The sequence below is a fragment of the Streptomyces europaeiscabiei genome (assembly GCF_001550375.1).
Lineage (GTDB): Bacteria > Actinomycetota > Actinomycetes > Streptomycetales > Streptomycetaceae > Streptomyces > Streptomyces europaeiscabiei.
This window is the reverse complement of the sequence record NZ_LRTR01000387.1, coordinates 18985-38130: the sequence shown is the minus strand read 5'-3', so window position 1 is coordinate 38130 and position 19146 is coordinate 18985. Positions and strand designations below refer to the sequence as shown.

The 19146-nt window shown below is 69.7% G+C and carries 14 protein-coding genes and 1 pseudogene; 1 reads left to right on the top strand and 14 read right to left on the bottom strand.

Annotated elements, in window-relative coordinates; translation table 11 throughout:
* The 4 genes and pseudogenes from AWZ10_RS18355 to AWZ10_RS18340 all read right to left on the bottom strand — a co-directional run.
* Positions 1 to 622: pseudogene (locus AWZ10_RS18355) on the bottom strand (Rne/Rng family ribonuclease); the annotation flags it as partial.
* Positions 623 to 866: 244 nt separating this feature from the next.
* On the bottom strand, positions 867 to 1691 hold the full coding sequence (locus AWZ10_RS18350; RefSeq protein WP_046707950.1) for a TIGR03936 family radical SAM-associated protein: 825 nt from the start codon (positions 1689 to 1691) through the stop codon (positions 867 to 869).
* 48 nt (positions 1692 to 1739) lie between these two features.
* The gene (locus tag AWZ10_RS18345; RefSeq protein ID WP_079104396.1) at positions 1740 to 2948 is read right to left on the bottom strand and encodes a hypothetical protein; all 1209 of its coding nucleotides are present in this window, start codon (positions 2946 to 2948) and stop codon (positions 1740 to 1742) included.
* Positions 2949 to 3055: 107 nt separating this feature from the next.
* Entirely contained in the window at positions 3056 to 4192 is a 1137-nt protein-coding gene (locus AWZ10_RS18340; protein WP_060891597.1) for a glycosyltransferase, read from the bottom strand.
* A gap of 269 nt (positions 4193 to 4461) precedes the next feature.
* Between AWZ10_RS18340 and AWZ10_RS18335 the strand changes: the two genes are divergently transcribed.
* Complete coding sequence (locus tag AWZ10_RS18335) at positions 4462 to 5925, top strand: low complexity protein (RefSeq protein WP_060891596.1); 1464 nt, start codon at positions 4462 to 4464, stop codon at positions 5923 to 5925.
* A 108-nt stretch (positions 5926 to 6033) separates the two neighbouring features.
* Here the strand turns inward: AWZ10_RS18335 and AWZ10_RS18330 are convergent, their stop codons facing one another.
* The 10 genes from AWZ10_RS18330 to folC all read right to left on the bottom strand — a co-directional run bounded on the left by AWZ10_RS18330 (position 6034) and on the right by folC (position 19133).
* Positions 6034 to 7986, bottom strand: coding sequence for a TIGR03960 family B12-binding radical SAM protein (locus tag AWZ10_RS18330; protein WP_060891595.1), 1953 nt, complete (start codon positions 7984 to 7986; stop codon positions 6034 to 6036).
* Between the two features lie 170 nt (positions 7987 to 8156).
* Positions 8157 to 9698, bottom strand: coding sequence for a CYTH and CHAD domain-containing protein (locus AWZ10_RS18325; RefSeq protein WP_060891594.1), 1542 nt, complete (start codon positions 9696 to 9698; stop codon positions 8157 to 8159).
* Positions 9699 to 9787: 89 nt separating this feature from the next.
* Positions 9788 to 10984 carry a rod shape-determining protein RodA gene (gene rodA / locus AWZ10_RS18320; protein WP_037703073.1) on the bottom strand — a complete coding sequence of 399 codons (1197 nt, stop codon included), beginning with the start codon at positions 10982 to 10984 and terminating at the stop codon, positions 9788 to 9790.
* Positions 10981 to 13305, bottom strand: coding sequence for a penicillin-binding protein 2 (gene mrdA, locus AWZ10_RS18315; RefSeq protein ID WP_060891593.1), 2325 nt, complete (start codon positions 13303 to 13305; stop codon positions 10981 to 10983). Before mrdA ends, rodA begins: the two co-directional genes overlap by 4 nt.
* A 147-nt stretch (positions 13306 to 13452) precedes the next feature.
* Positions 13453 to 14124, bottom strand: a complete 672-nt coding sequence (mreD, locus tag AWZ10_RS18310; protein ID WP_060891592.1) for a rod shape-determining protein MreD — start codon at positions 14122 to 14124, stop codon at positions 13453 to 13455.
* Between the two features lie 28 nt (positions 14125 to 14152).
* A complete protein-coding gene (mreC, locus tag AWZ10_RS18305) occupies positions 14153 to 15106 on the bottom strand; it encodes a rod shape-determining protein MreC (RefSeq protein WP_046706122.1) in 954 nt (317 codons plus the stop codon).
* Positions 15107 to 15280: 174 nt separating this feature from the next.
* Positions 15281 to 16300, bottom strand: a complete 1020-nt coding sequence (locus AWZ10_RS18300) for a rod shape-determining protein (protein WP_004931372.1) — start codon at positions 16298 to 16300, stop codon at positions 15281 to 15283.
* 400 nt (positions 16301 to 16700) lie between these two features.
* Entirely contained in the window at positions 16701 to 17114 is a 414-nt protein-coding gene (ndk, locus tag AWZ10_RS18295; protein WP_037703078.1) for a nucleoside-diphosphate kinase, read from the bottom strand.
* 132 nt (positions 17115 to 17246) lie between these two features.
* Entirely contained in the window at positions 17247 to 17606 is a 360-nt protein-coding gene (locus AWZ10_RS18290; protein WP_046706123.1) for a DUF4233 domain-containing protein, read from the bottom strand.
* 9 nt (positions 17607 to 17615) lie between these two features.
* Positions 17616 to 19133: a bifunctional tetrahydrofolate synthase/dihydrofolate synthase gene (gene folC / locus AWZ10_RS18285; protein ID WP_046706124.1), complete on the bottom strand. Its 1518-nt coding sequence runs from the start codon at positions 19131 to 19133 to the stop codon at positions 17616 to 17618.
* Positions 19134 to 19146 lie beyond the last annotated feature (13 nt).

Below are 19146 nucleotides of genomic sequence, written 5' to 3'. Positions count from 1 at the left end.
TGGCCCGGCGACGCGTACGACGCGGCGCGGCCTCCTCGGCCGCCTCCTCCACGGACTCCGGAGCCGCGACGGGGGCGGCTTCCGCGACCTCCGCCGGAGCCTGAACGACCTCTGCGGCCACCGGCTCACCGGCGGGCGCGGACACCCGCCGCGTGGCACGACGGCGTGTACGACCGGCGGGCGCGGCCTCCTCGACGGCGGCAGCCTCGACCGGGGCGGCGGCCTCGGGCGTGTCGGCACTCTCCTCGGCGGCCTGGGGCGCGCCGGTGGGGGCCGATGCCCGGCGGGTCGCACGACGGCGCGTACGACCGGCGGGCGCGGCCTCCTCGTCGGCGGCGGACGTCTCGGCAGCGGCGGTCTCGGCCTCGGCGGCTTCCTCGTCGGCCTCGGCATCCACGACAGCCTCGTCCACGACCGTCACCTCATCAGCGGACGCGAGATCCTCGGACTCGGCGACCGGTATGGCCGGCGCGGTGGTCTCCGCGGCCGCTTCGGAGGCGGCGGACGGCGGTCCCGCGGGGCGGGACGCGGCACGGCGACGGCGGCGCGGCGGCAGGGTGTCGCTCGGCGTGTTGTTCTCGGAGCCCTTCGCGGGCTCTGCGGATTCGATCGATTCGGGCATGCGGGCGTTTCTCCCGTCAGGCTCCCGGGCGCCGCACTCGGTCCGGCGTGGCCGGTGACGTCCGCGGCTCGCGTCATGCGCGACTGCCGCCGTCCGGGGCGCGGGCGCCGCACGGGAGCTCTCTGTGTCCTGTCTCGCCGGTTCCGTACGCATGTTGCGTACGGCCTGGCGAAAGTCTTGTGGTCGGTGCGCTGCCCGATCCAGGTGGCTCCCGGATCAGAGGGCGGCGCTACGACGTTCGTCCCTACGCGGGGCCTACCGGCGCCGACGCCTTCGCGGCGGCAGCGGGTTCGGCCGTTGAGAGGGCCGGCGCTGCCTCGCGGTCGGGCGCGAGCGGGTCGGTCACCGTGCCGCTCTCTGCATCGAAAAGCCCCTGCGCCAGCCTGGTCACCGCTGCGGGGACCGGCGGCGCCAGGTCGGCCACGGCGCGGAGACCGGACAGGACGTCGTCGGGTCGTACGGCAGGCGTCACGTGCCGAACAACCAGCCGCAGTATCGCACAGGGCTGGTCCGTCGGCCTATCAGCCTGTGGACCGGACGTCTCAGAACCGTCAGGTCCGTCGCTTCCGTCCCGTCCGTCACGGCTCTCGAGATCGACGACGGCGGCCCTGGCGTCGAAGGTCCGTACGCCGTTCTTGGCCCTGCGCTGGACCTCGACGAGGTCCGCCGCCTTGAAGGCCTCGACCGCGCGCCCGGCGTCCGCCGGGTCCACGCCGTCCAGGCGCAGCTCCCACACGGAGGCCGTGAGCCGGTCGGCGAGCCCGGAGGTCCGGGCCTCGACCGCGTCGACGATGTCGAGCCCGGTGGGCAGCGACTCGTCGAGCAGGATCCTGAGCTTCTCAGGGTCGCGCGCGTCGGTGAGCGCGATCTCCAGGTACTCCGCCTCACTGCCCGTGCCGGTGGGTGCGGCATTGGCGTACGACACCTTCGGATGCGGCGTGAACCCCGCCGAGTACGCCATCGGTACCTCGGCACGGCGCAGCGCACGCTCGAAGGCGCGCTGGAAGTCACGGTGGCTGGTGAACCGGAGGCGGCCGCGCTTGGTGTAGCGCAGTCGGATGCGCTGCACCGCGGGTGCGGGCGGCGGGCCTTCGGGCTGTCGCTTGCCCAGTGTCGCTCAGTCCTTCGTGAGTGCGGTCGTACTGCTATCAAGAGTACGTGTCCCGGCGGCCCCCGGTTCCCGCCGGTGGACAGGCTTCGGCTCCGCCGGCCGCCCGAAGAGCGCCGACCGCACACCGGCACGGGCCTGGCGGACGGACTCGCGGGCGGCGGCCAGGGCCTGCCGGATGGTACGGCCCACCATGCGCCCGACCGCCGCGACCGGCTTCCACACGGCATCCCGTACGAAGTGGCCGGCGGGCGTGAGGACCGTCCGGTACACCCACCGCGTCGGCTCGACGAAGATCCACCGGAAGAGGTTCGCCAGGAACCGGCCGACGGCGAGCGAGATCCGCCCCGCCACGCGCCATGCGTGTCGGAGGGCGTCCCAGATCTCCCGTCCCACGACGGCGAGCATCCGCCCGACCGGTGCGAGCACCCACCGCCACACGGCGAGAGCGGGCAGTACGAGCAGCACGCGCGACGTCCAGTAGATCCCGAGCCAGAGCCCGGCGAGGATCGTCCGTACGAGCCGCACGACGCCTCGTGCCAACCACGCGATCGCGTGTCCCACGGGCGTCAGCACATACCGGTACAGCCACAGGGCCGGGACGACGAGGAGGTACCGCACCAGCCAGGCCGAGGCCGTGAACAGCGCGACCGCGACGGCGGCGATCCCGACCCCGATGCCCCTGGCCAGCCAGGCGATGCCCCGTCCGAGCGGCGCCAACGTCCGCCGGTACAGCCACCCGAGCCCGGCGCAGACCCCGGCGGCCGCCCGGACCGCCCCGCTCCGGATCCCGGCGGCCACCCAGGCGATCGTGTGTCCCACGGGCGTCAGCACGTACCGATACAGCCACACCGCCGGCACGACCAGCAGCCAGTACCCGAGCCGGCCGAGCCCTTTGGCGACCGGCACGACGACGTACCGCCACAGCGCCACCCACGGCCACACGAGGACGGCCCTGGCGACCCACAGCGACACCCGCCCCAGTGGGCGCAACACGGTGTCCGTCAGGAACCGCCCGACCACCACGAGCACGTCCCACACCATCCGCACCGGCACGACCAGCACGAGCACGACGATCCGCACGGGAATCCGGATCGCGACGACGAGGCACCCCTCGGGCGTCTGCTGCCGCTCAGGCGTCCGCCCCGCCGGCCGCTCGGCGGTCGGCGGGGCGAACGGCGGGGCGGACGGTCGGGCAGGCCTCTTCTCCAGGTCCATGACGACGTAGACGCCTCAACGCCCCGTACGGATCCAGCCACACGTCCGCGAATTCCCGCCCGTGCACCCCTGTGGCCCCGCCCGCCCCGGCAACTCGGCCGAGGGCCCTACCGCTTGCGCCCGGAGGCCCTCGCGGACTTGGCCGACTTACCGGCCCGGGAGGCCTTGGGGCGGCGCACCACGGCGGACAGATCCGGTGCGGAGGCGTGCGGTGCGGAGAACTTCCGGTTGATCTCGACCTGACGGCGGATGCGCTCGGGCAGGTCCCGCATGGCCAGCAGACGGTCGCACGCCCGCAGGGCCGCGTCGTGGTCACCCACCCAGTGGGCGGCGATGGAGAACTCGAACAGCAGCCCCCATCGGTAGACCCAGGGCTTGGTGAAGAGCAGGTCGTCCGGTGCGGGCCTGTCGACGACGTCGACGAGAAGGGCGTGTGCCGTGTGGTGGCGGCGCCGGAGACGGAGGCGGGAGGCCAACTCGTAGCAGGCTTCGAGCCTTGCGGGACGGGCCTCCCAGGCCCGGGAGAACGTGTCCATGGCTCCCGGCCAGTCCTCCTCCTTCTCCGCTCTGAGCATCCCGGCTTCGAGCAGCGAGCAATAGACCTCCTCGCCCCAGCCACCCATCGCCGCGCGCCGCTCGTACAGCGCGATCGCCTCCCGCGCGTGACCGAGGTCGCGTTCGGTGTTGGCCAGGTAGAAGACGGTGCGGGGGTTGGCCGGGTCGCGTTCGAGTTCACGCCTGAGCAGACGGGCGTCGCGTTCGAACTTGTCGTCGCGGCAGCCGCCGTCGGCGTGGTCCTCGATGACGATCGCGTCCAGGTTCTCCTGGACATCGGGTGCGTCGGTGCACGGGTACTCGTGGGTCACACCTTCGTAGCGCCAGATCCGGTCCCCCCGCATCAGATGCTTGAAACGGTGCTGGGTGCCCGGGTAGTCGTAGCGCAGCATGTACGAGGTGGCCGTCAGCCGGGGCAGCGGCGCGTCCTGGCGCATGACGTGGTCGGCGTCGATGGTGAGCAGGAAGTCGGCCTTGCCCCGGGCGTGTTGGATGTTCCGCGTCCGGTTGTGCCCGAAGTCGACCCAGGTGTCCTGGTGCAGCTCGCCCGGGATACCGTCCAGCGCCTTGCGGATCAGGTCCTGCGTACCGTCCGTGGAACCGGTGTCGGAAATGACCCAGGTGTCGATCAGGGGGCGGACCGAGGCGAGGCAGCGCTCGATCACCCGCGCCTCGTTCTTGACGATCATGCAGAGACAGATGGTCTGCGATTTCACGGCCTCACCGGTCCCGGAGAAGTTGGAACGCCGCCGGAACGGCCGCGTGACATACCTCCTTCTATCTCACAAATAGGTTCCAAAAGCGTTGAATTAGCCCACCCGTGACACCCGCTTAGGCCGACTTGATGATCTACGCCCCCCGTACGGGCCAGCGCGCTGGTCGGCCCGGTGGACAGGGGTGAGGCTCACGATCGAGTGCGGGGAGAAGCCCCAAACCGGTTGAAACAAGGAGCATCTAGATGAGTCCTGAGCGCAGGACGATCTCGCTGATAGGCCCGCTGGCCCGAGACAGGATCACCAAGGTCAGCACTTTTGCCTCGCTCGCGCTGGTAGTGGCAGCCGGACTGGCCGCCCCCGCCGCCGCGGCCACGCGAAGCATGTCCGAGCACTCCACGACGACGAGGGCCGGCGACGAGGAGTGCCCTCCCTCCGACGAGCAGGGTGAGCACGACGGATCGGCGTCCGACTGGTACGACCAGGAGGACAACGACCGCACCGCGGCACTCGGTGGCAACGACGACCACTGCGAGGAAGGTCCCGGCGGCCCGACCGGCCCTCCGGGAGAGACCGGCGCGACGGGCGCGACGGGTGCCACCGGCGCGACGGGTGCCACCGGCCCCCAGGGCGACATCGGTGAGGACGGCGCCACGGGTCCGGCCGGCCCCACGGGAGCGGACGGCATCGCGGGTCCGACCGGCCCCACCGGACCCACCGGATTGGACGGCATCGCCGGACCCACCGGCCCCACCGGGCCCACCGGATTGGACGGCATCGCCGGACCCACCGGGCCCACCGGAGCGGATGGCGTCGCCGGAGGCACGGGAGCCACCGGAGCGACGGGATCGACCGGGACGACCGGCGCCACGGGCCCTGCCGGCCCCTGCTCCGACATCGACGCGGTACAGGACTCGAAGAAGTCCGAGTTCCGGGTCGTACTGTCCGAGGGACGGGTCTTCGCGGGCATCCGCGACCTCCGGGGCGCAGCCGCCCACCCGTTCCTGTGGACCGACCTCAGCACCCACCCCAACTTCCCCGCAGGCGGCAGTGATTCACAGGGCGCCGATGTCGGCTTCGCCTGCGGCGTCTCCGTCAACACCCACTCCTACGGCAACAGCCATGGACACGGGCCGAAGGAAACAGGCAAGGAGCACAGCCAGGGCACCGGCAAGGAGCACGGTCAGAACACGGGCCAGAGCCAGAGCCACAGCCAAGGCCAGAACACGAGCCAGAGTCACAGCCAGGGCCAGGCCCAGAACACCGGCCAGAGCCAGAGCCAGGGCCAGAACACCAGCCAGGGCCAGGGCCACAGCCAGGGCCAGAGCCACAGCCAGGGCCAAGGCCAAGGCCAGGCCCAGAACACGAGCCAGAGCCAGGGTCACGCCCAGAACACGAGCCAGGGCCACACCCAGAGCGCCGGCCAGGACCACGGTGCCGGCACCGCCAAGGACCACGGCGAGGACAAGGGCCAGAACAAGGGCGACCACACGAGCGCCGACAAGGGCCTCGTCAAGTTCAACGTCGTCACGACCGTCGGCGAGATCTGGGAGACCACCTGCGTGCCGGTCGACACGCAGCCCCACGCGACCCTGAACTGCAACGACGCCCAGGGCAACCCGCGCCCCTGGCTCAGGGTCGAGCTCCAGCCCTCGGACAGCATCATCAACGGCGGCTCAACCGTCACACCCCGCGTCACCGACCGGTAGCACCTGAGAAATAGGGGTGCCCGGAGAACGGCCGACCGGCCCTCCGGACACCCCTCACGACCCAAGTCCTTCATGCCACGACCGTTCCACGCTCACGGCCGCGGACGGTCAGTGGCTGTGCTGCCCACTCCCCACCGGCTGCTTGACCGACAGCGGCAGCAGCTTCTTGCCCGTAGGGCCGATCTGGATGTGGGTGTCCATCTGAGGACACACACCACAGTCGAAGCACGGGGTCCAGCGGCAGTCCTCGACCTCGGTCTCATCGAGGGAGTCCTGCCAGTCCTCCCAGAGCCAGTCCTTGTCGAGGCCGGAGTCCAGGTGGTCCCAGGGGAGGACCTCCTCGTAGGTGCGCTCGCGGGTGGTGTACCAGTCCACGTCGACACCGAAGGCGGGGAGGGTCTTGTCGGCGCAGGCCATCCAGCGGTCGTAGGAGAAGTGCTCGCGCCAGCCGTCGAAGCGGCCGCCGTCCTCGTAGACCGCGCGGATGACGGCACCGATGCGGCGGTCGCCGCGTGACAGCAGGCCCTCGACGATGCCCGGCTTGCCGTCGTGGTAGCGGAAGCCGATGGAACGGCCGTACTTCTTGTCGCCGCGGATCTTGTCGCGGAGCTTTCCGAGCCGCGCGTCCGTCTCCTCGGCGGAGAGCTGCGGGGCCCACTGGAACGGTGTGTGCGGCTTGGGGACGAACCCGCCGATCGACACGGTGCAGCGGATGTCGTTCTGGCCGGAGACCTTGCGGCCCTCTGCGATCACCTTCATCGCCATGTCGGCGATCTGGAGGACGTCCTCGTCGGTCTCCGTCGGCAGGCCGCACATGAAGTACAGCTTCACCTGGCGCCAGCCGTTGCCGTACGCGGTGGAGACGGTCCGGATGAGGTCGTCCTCCGAGACCATCTTGTTGATGACCTTACGCATGCGCTCGGAGCCGCCCTCGGGCGCGAAGGTCAGACCCGAGCGTCGGCCGTTCCTCGTCAGCTCGTTCGCGAGGTCCACGTTGAAGGCGTCCACGCGGGTGGAGGGGAGGGACAGACCGATCTTGTCCTCCTCGTACCGGTCCGCCAGGCCCTTGGCGACTTCGCCGATCTCGCTGTGGTCGGCGGAGGACAGCGACAGCAGGCCCACCTCCTCGAAGCCGGTCGCCTTCAGGCCCTTCTCGACCATCTCACCGATGCCCGTGATGGAACGCTCCCGGACCGGGCGAGTGATCATGCCGGCCTGGCAGAAGCGACAGCCGCGGGTACAGCCGCGGAAGATCTCCACCGACATCCGCTCGTGGACCGTCTCGGCGAGCGGGACCAGGGGCTGCTTGGGGTACGGCCACTCGTCCAGGTCCATGACGGTGTGCTTGGACACCCGCCACGGGACACCCGACCTGTTCGGTACGACGCGGCCGATGCGGCCGTCCGCGAGGTACTCGACGTCGTAGAACGCCGGGACGTAGACCGAGCCGGTCCTCGCGAGGCGGAACAGGACCTCCTCGCGGCCACCAGGCCGGCCCTCCGCCTTCCACGCGCGGATGATGTCGGTCATGTCGAGCACGGCCTGCTCGCCGTCGCCGATGATCGCCGCGTCGATGAAGTCGGCGATCGGCTCGGGGTTGAAGGCCGCGTGGCCGCCGGCCAGCACGATCGGGTCGTCGACCGTGCGGTCCTTGGACTCCAGGGGGATCCCGGCCAGGTCCAGCGCGGTCAGCATGTTGGTGTAGCCCAGCTCCGTGGAGAAGGACAGACCGAACACGTCGAAGGCCTTCACCGGGCGGTGGCTGTCGACGGTGAACTGCGGGACGCCGTGCTCCCGCATCAGCGCCTCCAGGTCCGGCCACACGCTGTACGTGCGCTCGGCCAGCACGCCCTCGCGCTCGTTGAGCACCTCGTAGAGGATCATGACGCCCTGGTTGGGCAGACCGACCTCGTACGCGTCCGGGTACATGAGCGCCCAGCGGACGTCGCTGGACTCCCAGGGCTTGACGGTGGAGTTGAGCTCACCGCCCACGTACTGGATCGGCTTCTGCACATGCGGCAGCAGGGCCTCGAGCTGTGGGAAGACCGACTCGACAGACATCGCGGGGTTACCTTCGTGAGCTGACAGGGGTGACCATCTAGCGTAACGCCCCCGGAGACACCCCTCGCACGCCCAGTCGTCGGCAGAGCGCCGCGCGCCCGACCGTCACCGCCCGGGCTGTCCGGTCGTCGTTGCCGGAGGCCCGACCCTCAGCGCCGACCGCCCGGCCCTCAGAAGGGCATGTCGCCGCTGATCTTCGCCCACGTCCCCGGCAGCGCCGCCTCCGCCAGCTCCGCCCGCCGTTCCTCCCTGCCGTACAGCAGCCCGTACGTGAAGGCGCTCTCCCCCGGCGCCGCATGGGCCTGGTGGGCGAGGTCGCGCAGGGCCTCTCGGGCCATCACGCTGTCCTGGTGGTCGCCGAGGAGGCTCTGCAGGGACTTCATGTCCTTGACGAGCGCCTTGGCCGGCTTGTCCAGCAGAGGACGCGCCGCCTCGGCCGCGTACCGGGTGCGCTTGGTCTTCTTGCGGGCCTCGTGCATGGCGAGGTCGCGGTCGGCGCCGGGCGGCTGCGCCAGAGCCTCCTCGACCAGGGCGGCCACCTTGTCGAAGTCCTTCTTGACCGCCTTGGTGATCACCTTCTCGGGATCACCGCCGGCGGCCTTGAGCAGCGGCGGATCCGCGATCACGGCGTCGAGGGACTCCAGCAGCTCCAGATACCGCCGCCCGTCCAGCGCCTCGATCAGCTCGCTCCGGGGGCCGGTACCGCCGTCCCGCTGCGCCCAGGCGCGCAGCCGCGCATGGACCGGGCCCGTCACCAGGCTCTCGGGAAGATCGTCCAGCGCCCCGGTGAGCCGTTCCGTCAGGACCTCCTGGTCACGGTCGACGCCCAGCTCCCCCGCCAGCCACTTCAGCTCCTCGCCGATCGGGTCCGTGACGGCCCGGTCCAGCACCTTCCCGAACGACTTGAAGGTGCTGCGCAACCGGCGCGTGGCGACCCGCATGCTGTGGACGGAGTCGAAGACGTCCCGGCGTACGGCGGGATCGAGCTCGATGATCGCGTCGCGCTGGACGCGGACGTAGGCGAGGACATGATCACCGGGGGTGACGGGCTCACCGGGCGCCTCCGCCTCGTCCCGCTTCCTGTCCTTCTTCCTGTCCTTCTTCCTGTTCTTCCCGGGTGCCGTCTCCTGCAGTGCCCTGGCCATTTTCGACGGCGAATCCGACGGCCGTACGCCTGCCTTGCGCAGCTTCTTGTCGACCTTGTCGAGGAAGGCCGGGTCGCCGTCGTCGGCGAGTTCCACCTCGATCTCGGACCACTGGGCGGTCCTGCCGTCCTCGGTGAGCCGCTCGGCGACGACGGCGTCCACGCTGACCTCGGCGAGGAGAGCGCCGTCCGCGTCGAGCAGTTCGCTGACATCGCGACTGGAGAGAAGGCGGACCAGCGGGACCAGGTCCGCCCCCCGGACCCGGGAACGCACGAGCCCCGCGAGTTCGTCGGGCAGCGCGTCGGACAACGGGGCCCGGATCTCGTCGCGGACTCCCGAGGAGACGGGGAGCTTCAGATGCCAGCCCGCGTCACTGCCTCCCGTGCGACGGCGCAGGGTGATGGAGGCGGCGGCGAGGCGTTCGTCGGGGGTGTCGTAATAGACGGCGTCCAGCTCCGCCACACCCTTGTCGATGACGGTCGCGACCCCGGCCACACCGGTGAGGTCCGGCAGGCCGCTCTCGTCGGACTCGTACTTCCGCTCGATCTCGCGCTTGATGTCCGCCATGAAATGAATCTAGTCCTACTTCGGGCAAAGGGGCAGACCACCGCGCCCCCGGAGGAGCGTGGAAGCCTGCCCCGGAGCAGCGCGAAGCCCTACGCCGACATCGGGCGCTCCACTCGAATGGACTGCAACAACCCCACCGCCACCCAGACCGCGAACATCGACGATCCGCCGTACGACACGAACGGCAGTGGCAGTCCCGCCACCGGCATGATGCCGAGGGTCATTCCGATGTTCTCGAAGGCCTGAAACGCGAACCAGGCGATGATGCCGCCGGCGACGATCGTGCCGTACAGCTCGGTGGTCTCGCGGGCGATCCGGCACGCCCGCCACAGGACGACCCCGAGCAGCAGGATGATCAGCCCCGCGCCCACGAACCCCAGCTCCTCCCCCGCCACCGTGAAGACGAAGTCGGTCTGCTGCTCGGGCACGAACTGTCCGGTGGTCTGCGAGCCCTTGAACAGTCCGGTGCCGAGGAGTCCGCCGGAGCCGATGGCGATGCGGGCCTGGTTGGTGTTGTAGCCGACGCCGGCCGGGTCGAGCTCGGGGTTGGCGAAGGCCGCGAAGCGGTTGATCTGGTACTCGTCGAGCACCCCGAGCTGCCAGACGGCGATCGCGCCCATCGCGCCCGTGCCGATGAGGCCGAGGACCCATCGGTTGGACGCGCCGGAGGTGAGCAGGACGCCCAGCACGATGACCACCATGACCATGACCGAGCCGAGGTCGGGCATGAGCAGGACGATCAGTATCGGCACGGCGGCGAGGCCGAGGGCCTGGACGACCGTGCGGTGGTCGGGGTGGGCCTTGTCGCCCGCGTCCACCCGGGCCGCCAGCAGCATCGCCATGCCCAGGATGATCGTGATCTTCACGAACTCGGAGGGCTGGAGCGAGAAGCCGCCGCCGATGACGATCCACGCGTGGGCGCCGTTGATCGTCGCGCCCAGCGGGGTCAGCACCAGCAGGATCAGCAGGACCGAGATGCCGTACAGGATCGGTACGGCCGTGCGCAGGGTGCGGTGACCGAGCCAGACCGTGCCGATCATCAGGGCGAAGCCGATGCCGGTGTTGAGCAGGTGCCGGAAGAGGAAGTAGTACGGGTCGCCCTGGTTGAGTTCCGTGCGGTTGCGGGTCGCCGAGTAGACGAGGGCCGCGCCGATCAGGGAGAGCGCGATGGCCGAGAACAGTATCGGCCAGTCGAGCCGACGGGCGAGCGAGTCACGGGCGAACAGCCGGGTCCAGCCGGAGCGTTCAGGCCCGTACCCGGAGACGGAGAAGCTGTTGCCGGTCATACGGACGTCCTCCGCCCCTGGCCGCTCCCGCGGCGGTCTCTGCCACCGCCCGCACCCCGTCGGCCGCACTCCGTTCGTCGGCGTGCGGCACGGTTGCCGCTGCCGCCGCGTGTACTGACGATCGCCGCCGGGACGTCGAAGGACACCGGCTGGGCGCCCGGACCGGCGGCGACGGTCTGTGTGCCGTCCTCCGCGGTCTCCTTCTTGGTCTTCTTCGGCGGGTAGGAATCCAGCTTCGGGCTGTCGATCGAGCCGTCGGACTCGATCTTCGGCAGGCCCTTCTGCGGGGTGGGCAGGAGCGCCTTCCTCTTGTCGATCTTGCCGTCCTCGGAGACGCCGTACAGCGCGTTGTACAGCTTGCGCACGGCGGGGGCCGAGGCACCGGAGCCCGTACCACCCTGGGAGATCGTCATGACGATCGAGTAGTCCTTGGTGTACGTGGCGAACCAGGAGGTCGTCTGCTTGCCGTAGACCTCGGCCGTACCCGTCTTGGCGTGCATCGGGATCTCGTCCTGCGGCCAGCCCTGGAAGCGCCAGGCGGCCGTACCACGGGTCGCGACTCCCTCAAGGGCTTCGTCTATCTCGTCGCGGGTCTTCTTCGTCATCGGCAGCTTGCCGTGCGACTTGGGTGCGATCGCCTGCACGTTCTTGCCGTCGGCGCTGATGACGGCCTTGCCGACGGTGGGGTCGTAGAGGGTGCCGCCGTTGGAGATGGCCGCGTAGATGGTGGCCATCTGGATGGGGGTGACGAGGGTGTCACCCTGGCCGATGGAGTAGTTGACGGAGTCACCGGCGCGCATGCGGTTGCCTTCGAGGCAGTTCTCGTACGCGATCTGCTCGGCGTACGTGCCGCCCTTCTTGCCGTACTTGCACCAGGCGTCCTTGTTGGCCTTCCAGTAGTCCAGCTTCCACTTGCGGTCCGGGATACGGCCGGTGACCTCGTTGGGCAGGTCGATGCCGGTCTCGTCGCCGAGGCCGAACTGGTGGGCGGTCTTGTAGAACCAGTCGTTGGCGCCCTTGTTGGGCTTGATGCCTCCGTCACGCTTCCACTCCTCGTGGGCGAGGCGGTAGAAGACGGTGTCGCAGGAGACCTCCAGCGCCTTGCCGAGGCTGATCCCGCCGTGGCTCTGGGACTCGAAGTTCTTGAAGACCTGGCCGCCGATCGAGTACGAACTGGAGCATTCGTAGGGGCCGTTGAAGGAGTAGCCGGCGTTCACCGCGGCGGCGGTCGGGACCACCTTGAAGATGGAGCCGGGGGCCGACTGACCCTGGATCGCGCGGTTCAGCAGCGGATAGTTGGACTTCTTGCCGGTGAGCTTGGTGTAGTCCTTGGCGGAGATGCCGCCGACCCAGGCGTTCGGGTCGTAGTCCGGGTTGGAGGCCATGGCGACGACGCGGCCGGTCTTGGCCTCCATCACGACGACAGCACCGGAGTCGGCCTTGTAGTTCGTCCCCGTGTTGCGGTCGTTCTGCTTGCGGGCTTCCTTCATCGCCTCGTTCAGTTCGTACTCGGCGATGCGCTGCACGCGGGCGTCGACGCTGGTGACCAGGTTGGCGCCGGGCTCGGCGGGGTCGGCCTCGGCCTCACCGATGACGCGGCCCAGGTTGTCGACCTCGTAGCGGGTGACGCCCGCCTTGCCGCGCAGCTCCTTGTCGTACTGGCGCTCCAGACCGGAACGGCCGACCTGGTCGGAGCGCAGATACGGCGAGTCGGTGTCCTGGGCCTTGGTGATCTCCTCGTCGGTGACCGGCGAGAGATAGCCGAGGACCTGTGAGGTCTTGGAGCCGCCGGGGCTCGCATAGCGGCGGACGGCCTGGGGCTCGGCGGTGATGCCGGGGAAGTCCTCGGAGCGCTCGCGGATCTGCAGGGCCTGCTTGGCGGTGGCCTCGTCGGTGATGGGGATCGGCTGGTAGGGCGAGCCGTTCCAGCAGGGCTGGGGCGTCTCGGAGTCGCAGAGGCGGACCTTGTCCATGACGTCCTCGGACTTCATGTCCAGGACCCCGGCAAGCTTGGTGAGGACGGCCTTGCCGTCGTCGTCCATCTTCAGCAGGTCGGTGCGGGAGGCCGAGACGACCAGCCGGGTCTCGTTGTCGGCGATCGGCACTCCGCGGGCGTCCAGGATCGAGCCGCGCACGGCGGGCTGCACGACCTGCTGGACGTGGTTGCCGGAGGCCTCCTTGGCGTAGGCGTCACCCTCGCGGATCTGGAGGTACCAGAGGCGGCCGCCGAGGGTGCCGAGGAGGGAGAAGACGAGGATCTGGATGATGATGAGCCGGATCTGGACCCGTGGGGTCCGCCCGGTCTCCGGGATGTTGGTCACTGCCTGTCTCCCCCTCTCAGTGCGTGAACGGGTGGTACGTGAACGGGCGCTGCCCGTGCGGGTGGTGCGCATGGTGCTGGTACATGGAGTACACCGCTCGGCCGTGATCGGTTCCCCCGTCCGACCCGCACGGCCTCTGACGTGCCGTCACAGCCGCTTGACCCCCTTGATGCGTCCCGCCTTGGCCATCCGTGATCGCGCGGCCTTGATGCGGAGTCCGCCGCGCTGGTTGCCGATGCGCAGGCCGGTGCCGGAGGAGAGCCAGCCGGAGGAGACGTCGGATGCCTTGGCGGCGCTGTTGGTCTCGGCGAGCGGGTTGTTCTCGGCGCGCCGGGCGAGCGCCATGACGCCGGGGACGACGAAGGGCGCGAGCAGCAGGTCGTAGAGCGCGGCGGTGAACAGCAGGCTGGACAGGCCGACATGGCGGGCCGCGTCGTCACCGACGAGGGCGCCGAGCCCGGCGTAGAGGAGCGTCGCGCCGAGCGCGGCGACGACGACCACGGCCATCGGCCCGGTCGCCGACTTGAGCCGGCCGGTCTCGGGCTTGGCAAGCCCCGCGAGGTAGCCGATGACGCAGAGGACCAGGGCGTACCGTCCTGCCGCGTGGTCGGCGGGTGGCGCGAGGTCGGACAGCAGCCCGGCGCCGAAGCCGACGAGGGCGCCGCCGACATGGCCGTAGACCAGGGCGAGGCCGAGCACGGTGAGGAGCACCAGGTCCGGTACGGCGCCCGGAAGATGGAGTCTGGAGAGGACGCTCACCTGGATCACCAGGGCGACGATCACCAGGGTGGTGGAGAGCAGCATCCGGTTGAAGCGCATGAAGGGGTCAGCTCCTACTGTCCTACGTCTACTGCTCTTGCGGCTGTCCGTCGGTGCCGTCGCCGGGTTCGTCCGCGCCCGGGGTGACCGTCACCGTCACGGTCGGTGTGGGTGTGGCCTTCGGTTTGTTCGGCAGGACGGTGTCGCGCGGGTCCTTGCGGGGCGGCTGGACGACGACGCCGACGATGTCGAGCTGGGTGAAGGCCACGAACGGCTTGACGTAGATCGTGCGGGTGAGGTCGCCGCCGGAGGGGTCGACACGGGAGACGAGGCCGACCGGGACGCCGGGTACGAACGGCTTGTCGGCCTGCGAGCCGAAGGTGACGAGGCGGTCGCCCGCCTTCACCTTGGCCTTGCCGTTGAGGAGTTCGACGCGCAGCGGCCGGTCACCCTGACCGGAGGCGAAGCCGAGCTCGTCGGTGGCCTCCATGCGGGTGCCGACGGTGAAGTCGGGGTCGTTGGCGAGGAGCACGGTCGCGGTGTTCGGTCCGACGGTGGTGACGCGGCCGACGAGTCCGTTGCCGTTGAGGACGGTCATGTCGCGGGTGATGCCGTCGTTGCTGCCGATGTCGATGGTGACGGTCCAGGAGAAGCCCTGGGCCGCTCCTATGGCGATGACCTCGGCGCCCTTGATGCCGTACTGGCCGTTCGCGGCGGTCTTCAGCATCTTGTCGAGCTGCTCGACCCTGCTGTGGTTGCGGTCGTCGCTGCCGAGGGACGCCTTCAGTTCGGCGTTCTCCTTCTCCAGCGCGGCGAGGCGGTCGTGGCGGGAGCCGGAGTCGCGGACGGCGCTTATGGCGTTGCCGATCGGGTCGACGGCGGTCGACACTCCGTCCTCGATCGGGCCGAAGACGGTGGCGGCTCCACGTCGGGCACCGTCGACCGGTGAGTCCTCCCCGCCGCGGATGTCCACCGTGATCAGCGCGAACGCGACGGCGATCAGCAGCACCAGGAGCAGCCGGCTCTCTCGTGTGTCCCTCACGTGCGGCGGCCGTGCCTTCCTCATAGGAATTCGACAGGAATGGGGGAATTCGGGTAGCCCCTGGGAATCCCGAGACGGGAACGACAGGGGCGCTTTGTGGGAGCTTATGCCTCGATATCAACGATCCGCCGCACGAGAGGAGAACGTCCCGTACGGCGGAATCGAAGTGTTACTTCATCTGCGGGGCTGGGCGTCGAGCACCTGCTGCAACGCCTCGAACTCCTCGACACACTTGCCGGAGCCGAGCGCCACGCTGTCCAGCGGGTCCTCGGCGATATGGATCGGCATTCCGGTCTCACGGCGGAGCCGCTCGTCGAGACCGCGGAGCAGGGCGCCGCCGCCGGTCAGGACGATGCCACGGTCCATGATGTCGCCGGAGAGTTCCGGCGGGCACTTGTCCAGGGTCGTCTTGACGGCATCGACGATGGCGTTGACGGGTTCCTCGATCGCCTTCCGCACTTCCGCGGCGGAGATGACGACGGTCTTGGGCAGCCCGGACACCAGGTCCCGGCCGCGGATTTCGGTGTGCTCGTCAGCGTCGAGGTCGTACGCCGAACCGATCGTGATCTTGATCTGCTCGGCCGTCCGCTCACCGAGAAGGAGCGAGTACTCCTTCTTGATGTGCTGGATGATCGCGTTGTCCAACTCGTCGCCCGCGACGCGGATGGACTGGGCGGTGACGATGCCGCCGAGGGAGATGACCGCGACCTCCGTGGTGCCGCCGCCGATGTCCACCACCATGTTGCCCGTGGCCTCGTGGACCGGCAGGCCGGAGCCGATGGCCGCTGCCATGGGCTCCTCGATGATGTGCACCTGACGGGCGCCGGCCTGGGAGGACGCCTCGATGACGGCGCGACGCTCGACACCGGTGATGCCGGACGGCACGCAGACGACGACGCGAGGACGGGCGAGATACCGCCGCTTGTGGATCTTCAGGATGAAGTAGCGGAGCATCCGCTCGGTGATCTCGAAGTCGGCGATGACACCGTCCTTCAGCGGACGTACGGCAACGATGTTGCCCGGGGTCCGCCCGATCATCTTCTTCGCCTCCGCGCCGACCGCGAGAATTCCACCGGTGTTGGTGTTGATCGCGACGACGGACGGCTCGTTCAGTACGATCCCACGACCCCTGACGTACACCAGCGTGTTGGCGGTCCCGAGGTCGACAGCCATGTCACGGCCGATGAACGACATTGAGTTCCCCATCAGGATTCGTCTGGCCTTCCCAAGCGGAGCGCTGACGGCTTTTGAGAGCCTTTCAGGGCTTTTCGGGTCGGCGAAGTGGGTGCTGTGACGTGAAGGCTTACATCGTAGTCTCGCCCGCACGAACACTGCGCGAGGGTCTTCGCCATTGTGGGCATGCGATGCGCCGCCTCGCCTCTGCAGACGGTCCATCGGGGGTGCACGTTCCCTCGATCGCCGCGCATATGCCGTTGTACGGCCGGATTTTCGGCGGGTTGGCTGGTCAGCCGGGGGTAGGCCGTGTGGGTGGTGGCCGTGTGTTGCCAGAAGAGGCCGTGTGTTGCCAGAAGAGTAAGGGTGGCGGGGGCAGGACCGATCACCGGCCCCCGCCGTAGCGAAAGCGCTGACGCCGCTACGCGCGCCCGGGGAAGAAGATCTTCACCTCGCGCTCGGCCGACTCCTCGGAGTCCGACGCGTGGATCAGGTTCTCCCGCACGATCACGCCGTAGTCACCACGGATGGAACCGGGCTGCGCGGCGATCGGGTCGGTCGGGCCGGCCAGCGCCCGCACTCCCTCGATGACGCGCTCGCCCTCGACGATCAGCGCGACGACCGGGCCGGAGGCCATGAACTGGACGAGCGGCTCGTAGAACGGCTTGCCCTTGTGCTCGCCGTAGTGCTGCTCCAGCGTGTCCTGGTCCAGGGTCCGCAGCTCCAGCGCGGTGATCTGCCAGCCGGCCTTCCGCTCGATACGGCTGATGATCTCGCCGGTCAGGCCACGCCGGACGGCGTCGGGCTTGAGCAGGACGAGGGTGCGCTGGCTCACAGTGGTGACTCCTTCATCACAAGGGTGCGGAGCTCAGAGGCTACAGGGCGCGCCCGACCGGGTGTTACGCAGCGTCAGGGGTGGCCGGGCCCGAGGGCCCGGCCACCCCTGAACCAGGGCCTCGCCCCTGCTTCAGGAGGCTCCGGCGCCGGCCTCGGCGGAGGCCTGTGCCGCGAATCGGGCCTTCGCCTCGTCGATCTTCCGCCCGAAGTGGACCGAGGCCCACCACAGGGCGGCGAAGACCGCGCCCATGAAGAACATGGTCGGGACGAAGAAGCCGGAGAGGATCAGCGCGATCTGGAGGGCCCAGCCGAACTGGATGCCGCCGGGCCGGGTGACGAGGCCGCACAGCACGACGCACAGGAACATGGCGATGCCGCTGACCGTCCAGACCGTCGACATGGTCAGCTCGGGATCCTTCATGGCGACCAGCCCGGCCAGGCCGATCACGAAGAACTCGCCGATCAGGGTCGAAGAACAGAGGGTACGCATGTGTGGAACTCAGCCTTTCCCCAGCAGCAGCCGGGCTTCACCGACGGTGATGACGGAACCGGTGACGAGGACGCCGCCGCCCGTGAACTCGCCCTCCTCCTCGGCGAGCGTGACCGCCGCCTCCAGGGCGTCGGGCAGCCGCGGCTCCACCTGCACCCGCTCCTCGCCGAACACCTCGACCGCGATCCCGGCCAGTTCGTCGGCGTCCATCGCCCGATGGCTGGAGTTCTGCGTGATCACGACCTCGGCGAAGATCGGCTCGAAGGCCTCCAGGAGACCCCGGACGTTCTTGTCGCCGCTGGCCCCGACCACGCCGATCAGCCGGCTGAAGTCGAACGCCTCACCGACGGCCTCGGCCGTGGCCCGCGCGCCGGCCGGGTTGTGGGCGGCGTCGAGCACGACGGTCGGGGACCGTCGTACGACTTCCAGCCGTCCCGGTGACGAGACCGCCGCGAAGGCCTTGCGGACCGTGTCCAGGCCGAGCGGTTCCGGGCGCTGCGAGCCGACGCCGAAGAACGCCTCGACCGCGGCGAGGGCGACGGCCGCGTTGTGCGCCTGGTACGGGCCGTGCAGCGGGAGATAGACCTCGGGGTACTCGCCGCCGAGACCGCGCAGGGTGAGCATCTGCCCGCCCACGGCGACCTGCCGCGCGACGACGCCGAACTCCAGACCCTCCCTGGCCACCGTCGCGTCGACCTCCACGGCCTTCTTCAGCATCACCTGCGCCGCGTCCACCGGCTGCTGCGCCAGGATCACGGTCGCGTCCTGCTTGACGATCCCGGCCTTCTCGACGGCGATCTCGCCGGGCGTCTCGCCGAGCCGGTCGGTGTGGTCGAGGTCGATGGGGGTGACGACGGCGACGTCCCCGTCGATGACGTTGGTGGCGTCCCAGGTGCCGCCCATGCCGACCTCGACGACGGCCACGTCCACGGGTGCGTCCGCGAAGGCGGCGTACGCCATGCCGGTCAGCACCTCGAAGAAGGAGAGCCGGTACTCCTGCTGGGAGTCGACCATCTCGATGTACGGCTTGACGTCCTCGTACGTCTCGATGAACCGCTCTGCGGAGATCGGGGCGCCGTCGAGGCTGATGCGCTCGGTGATCGACTGGACGTGCGGGGAGGTGTACCGGCCGGTGCGCAGTTCGAAGGCGCTGAGCAGGGCCTCGATCATGCGGGCGGTGGAGGTCTTGCCGTTGGTGCCGGTGATGTGGATGGAGGGGTACGAGCGCTGGGGTTCGCCCAGGACGTCCATCAGCGCGGCGATCCGCTTCACCGAGGGCTCCAGCTTGGTCTCGCCCCAGCGGCCGGCCAGTTCCGTCTCGACCTGGCGCAGCGCCTTGTCGACGGCCGGATCGGCGGGGCGCGTCGGCACGTCGCCCTCCGGCGGGCCGCTCTGGGTGCGCAGGGTGCGGCTGCCGGCCTCGATCACCGCGAGATCGGGGTCCCGGTCGGTCTCGGCCGCGACAATCTCCTCGAAGGGGTCGCCCGCGTCGGGCTGCTCGCTGCTGTCGTACGGGGACTCACTCACGCGGCCAGTCTAC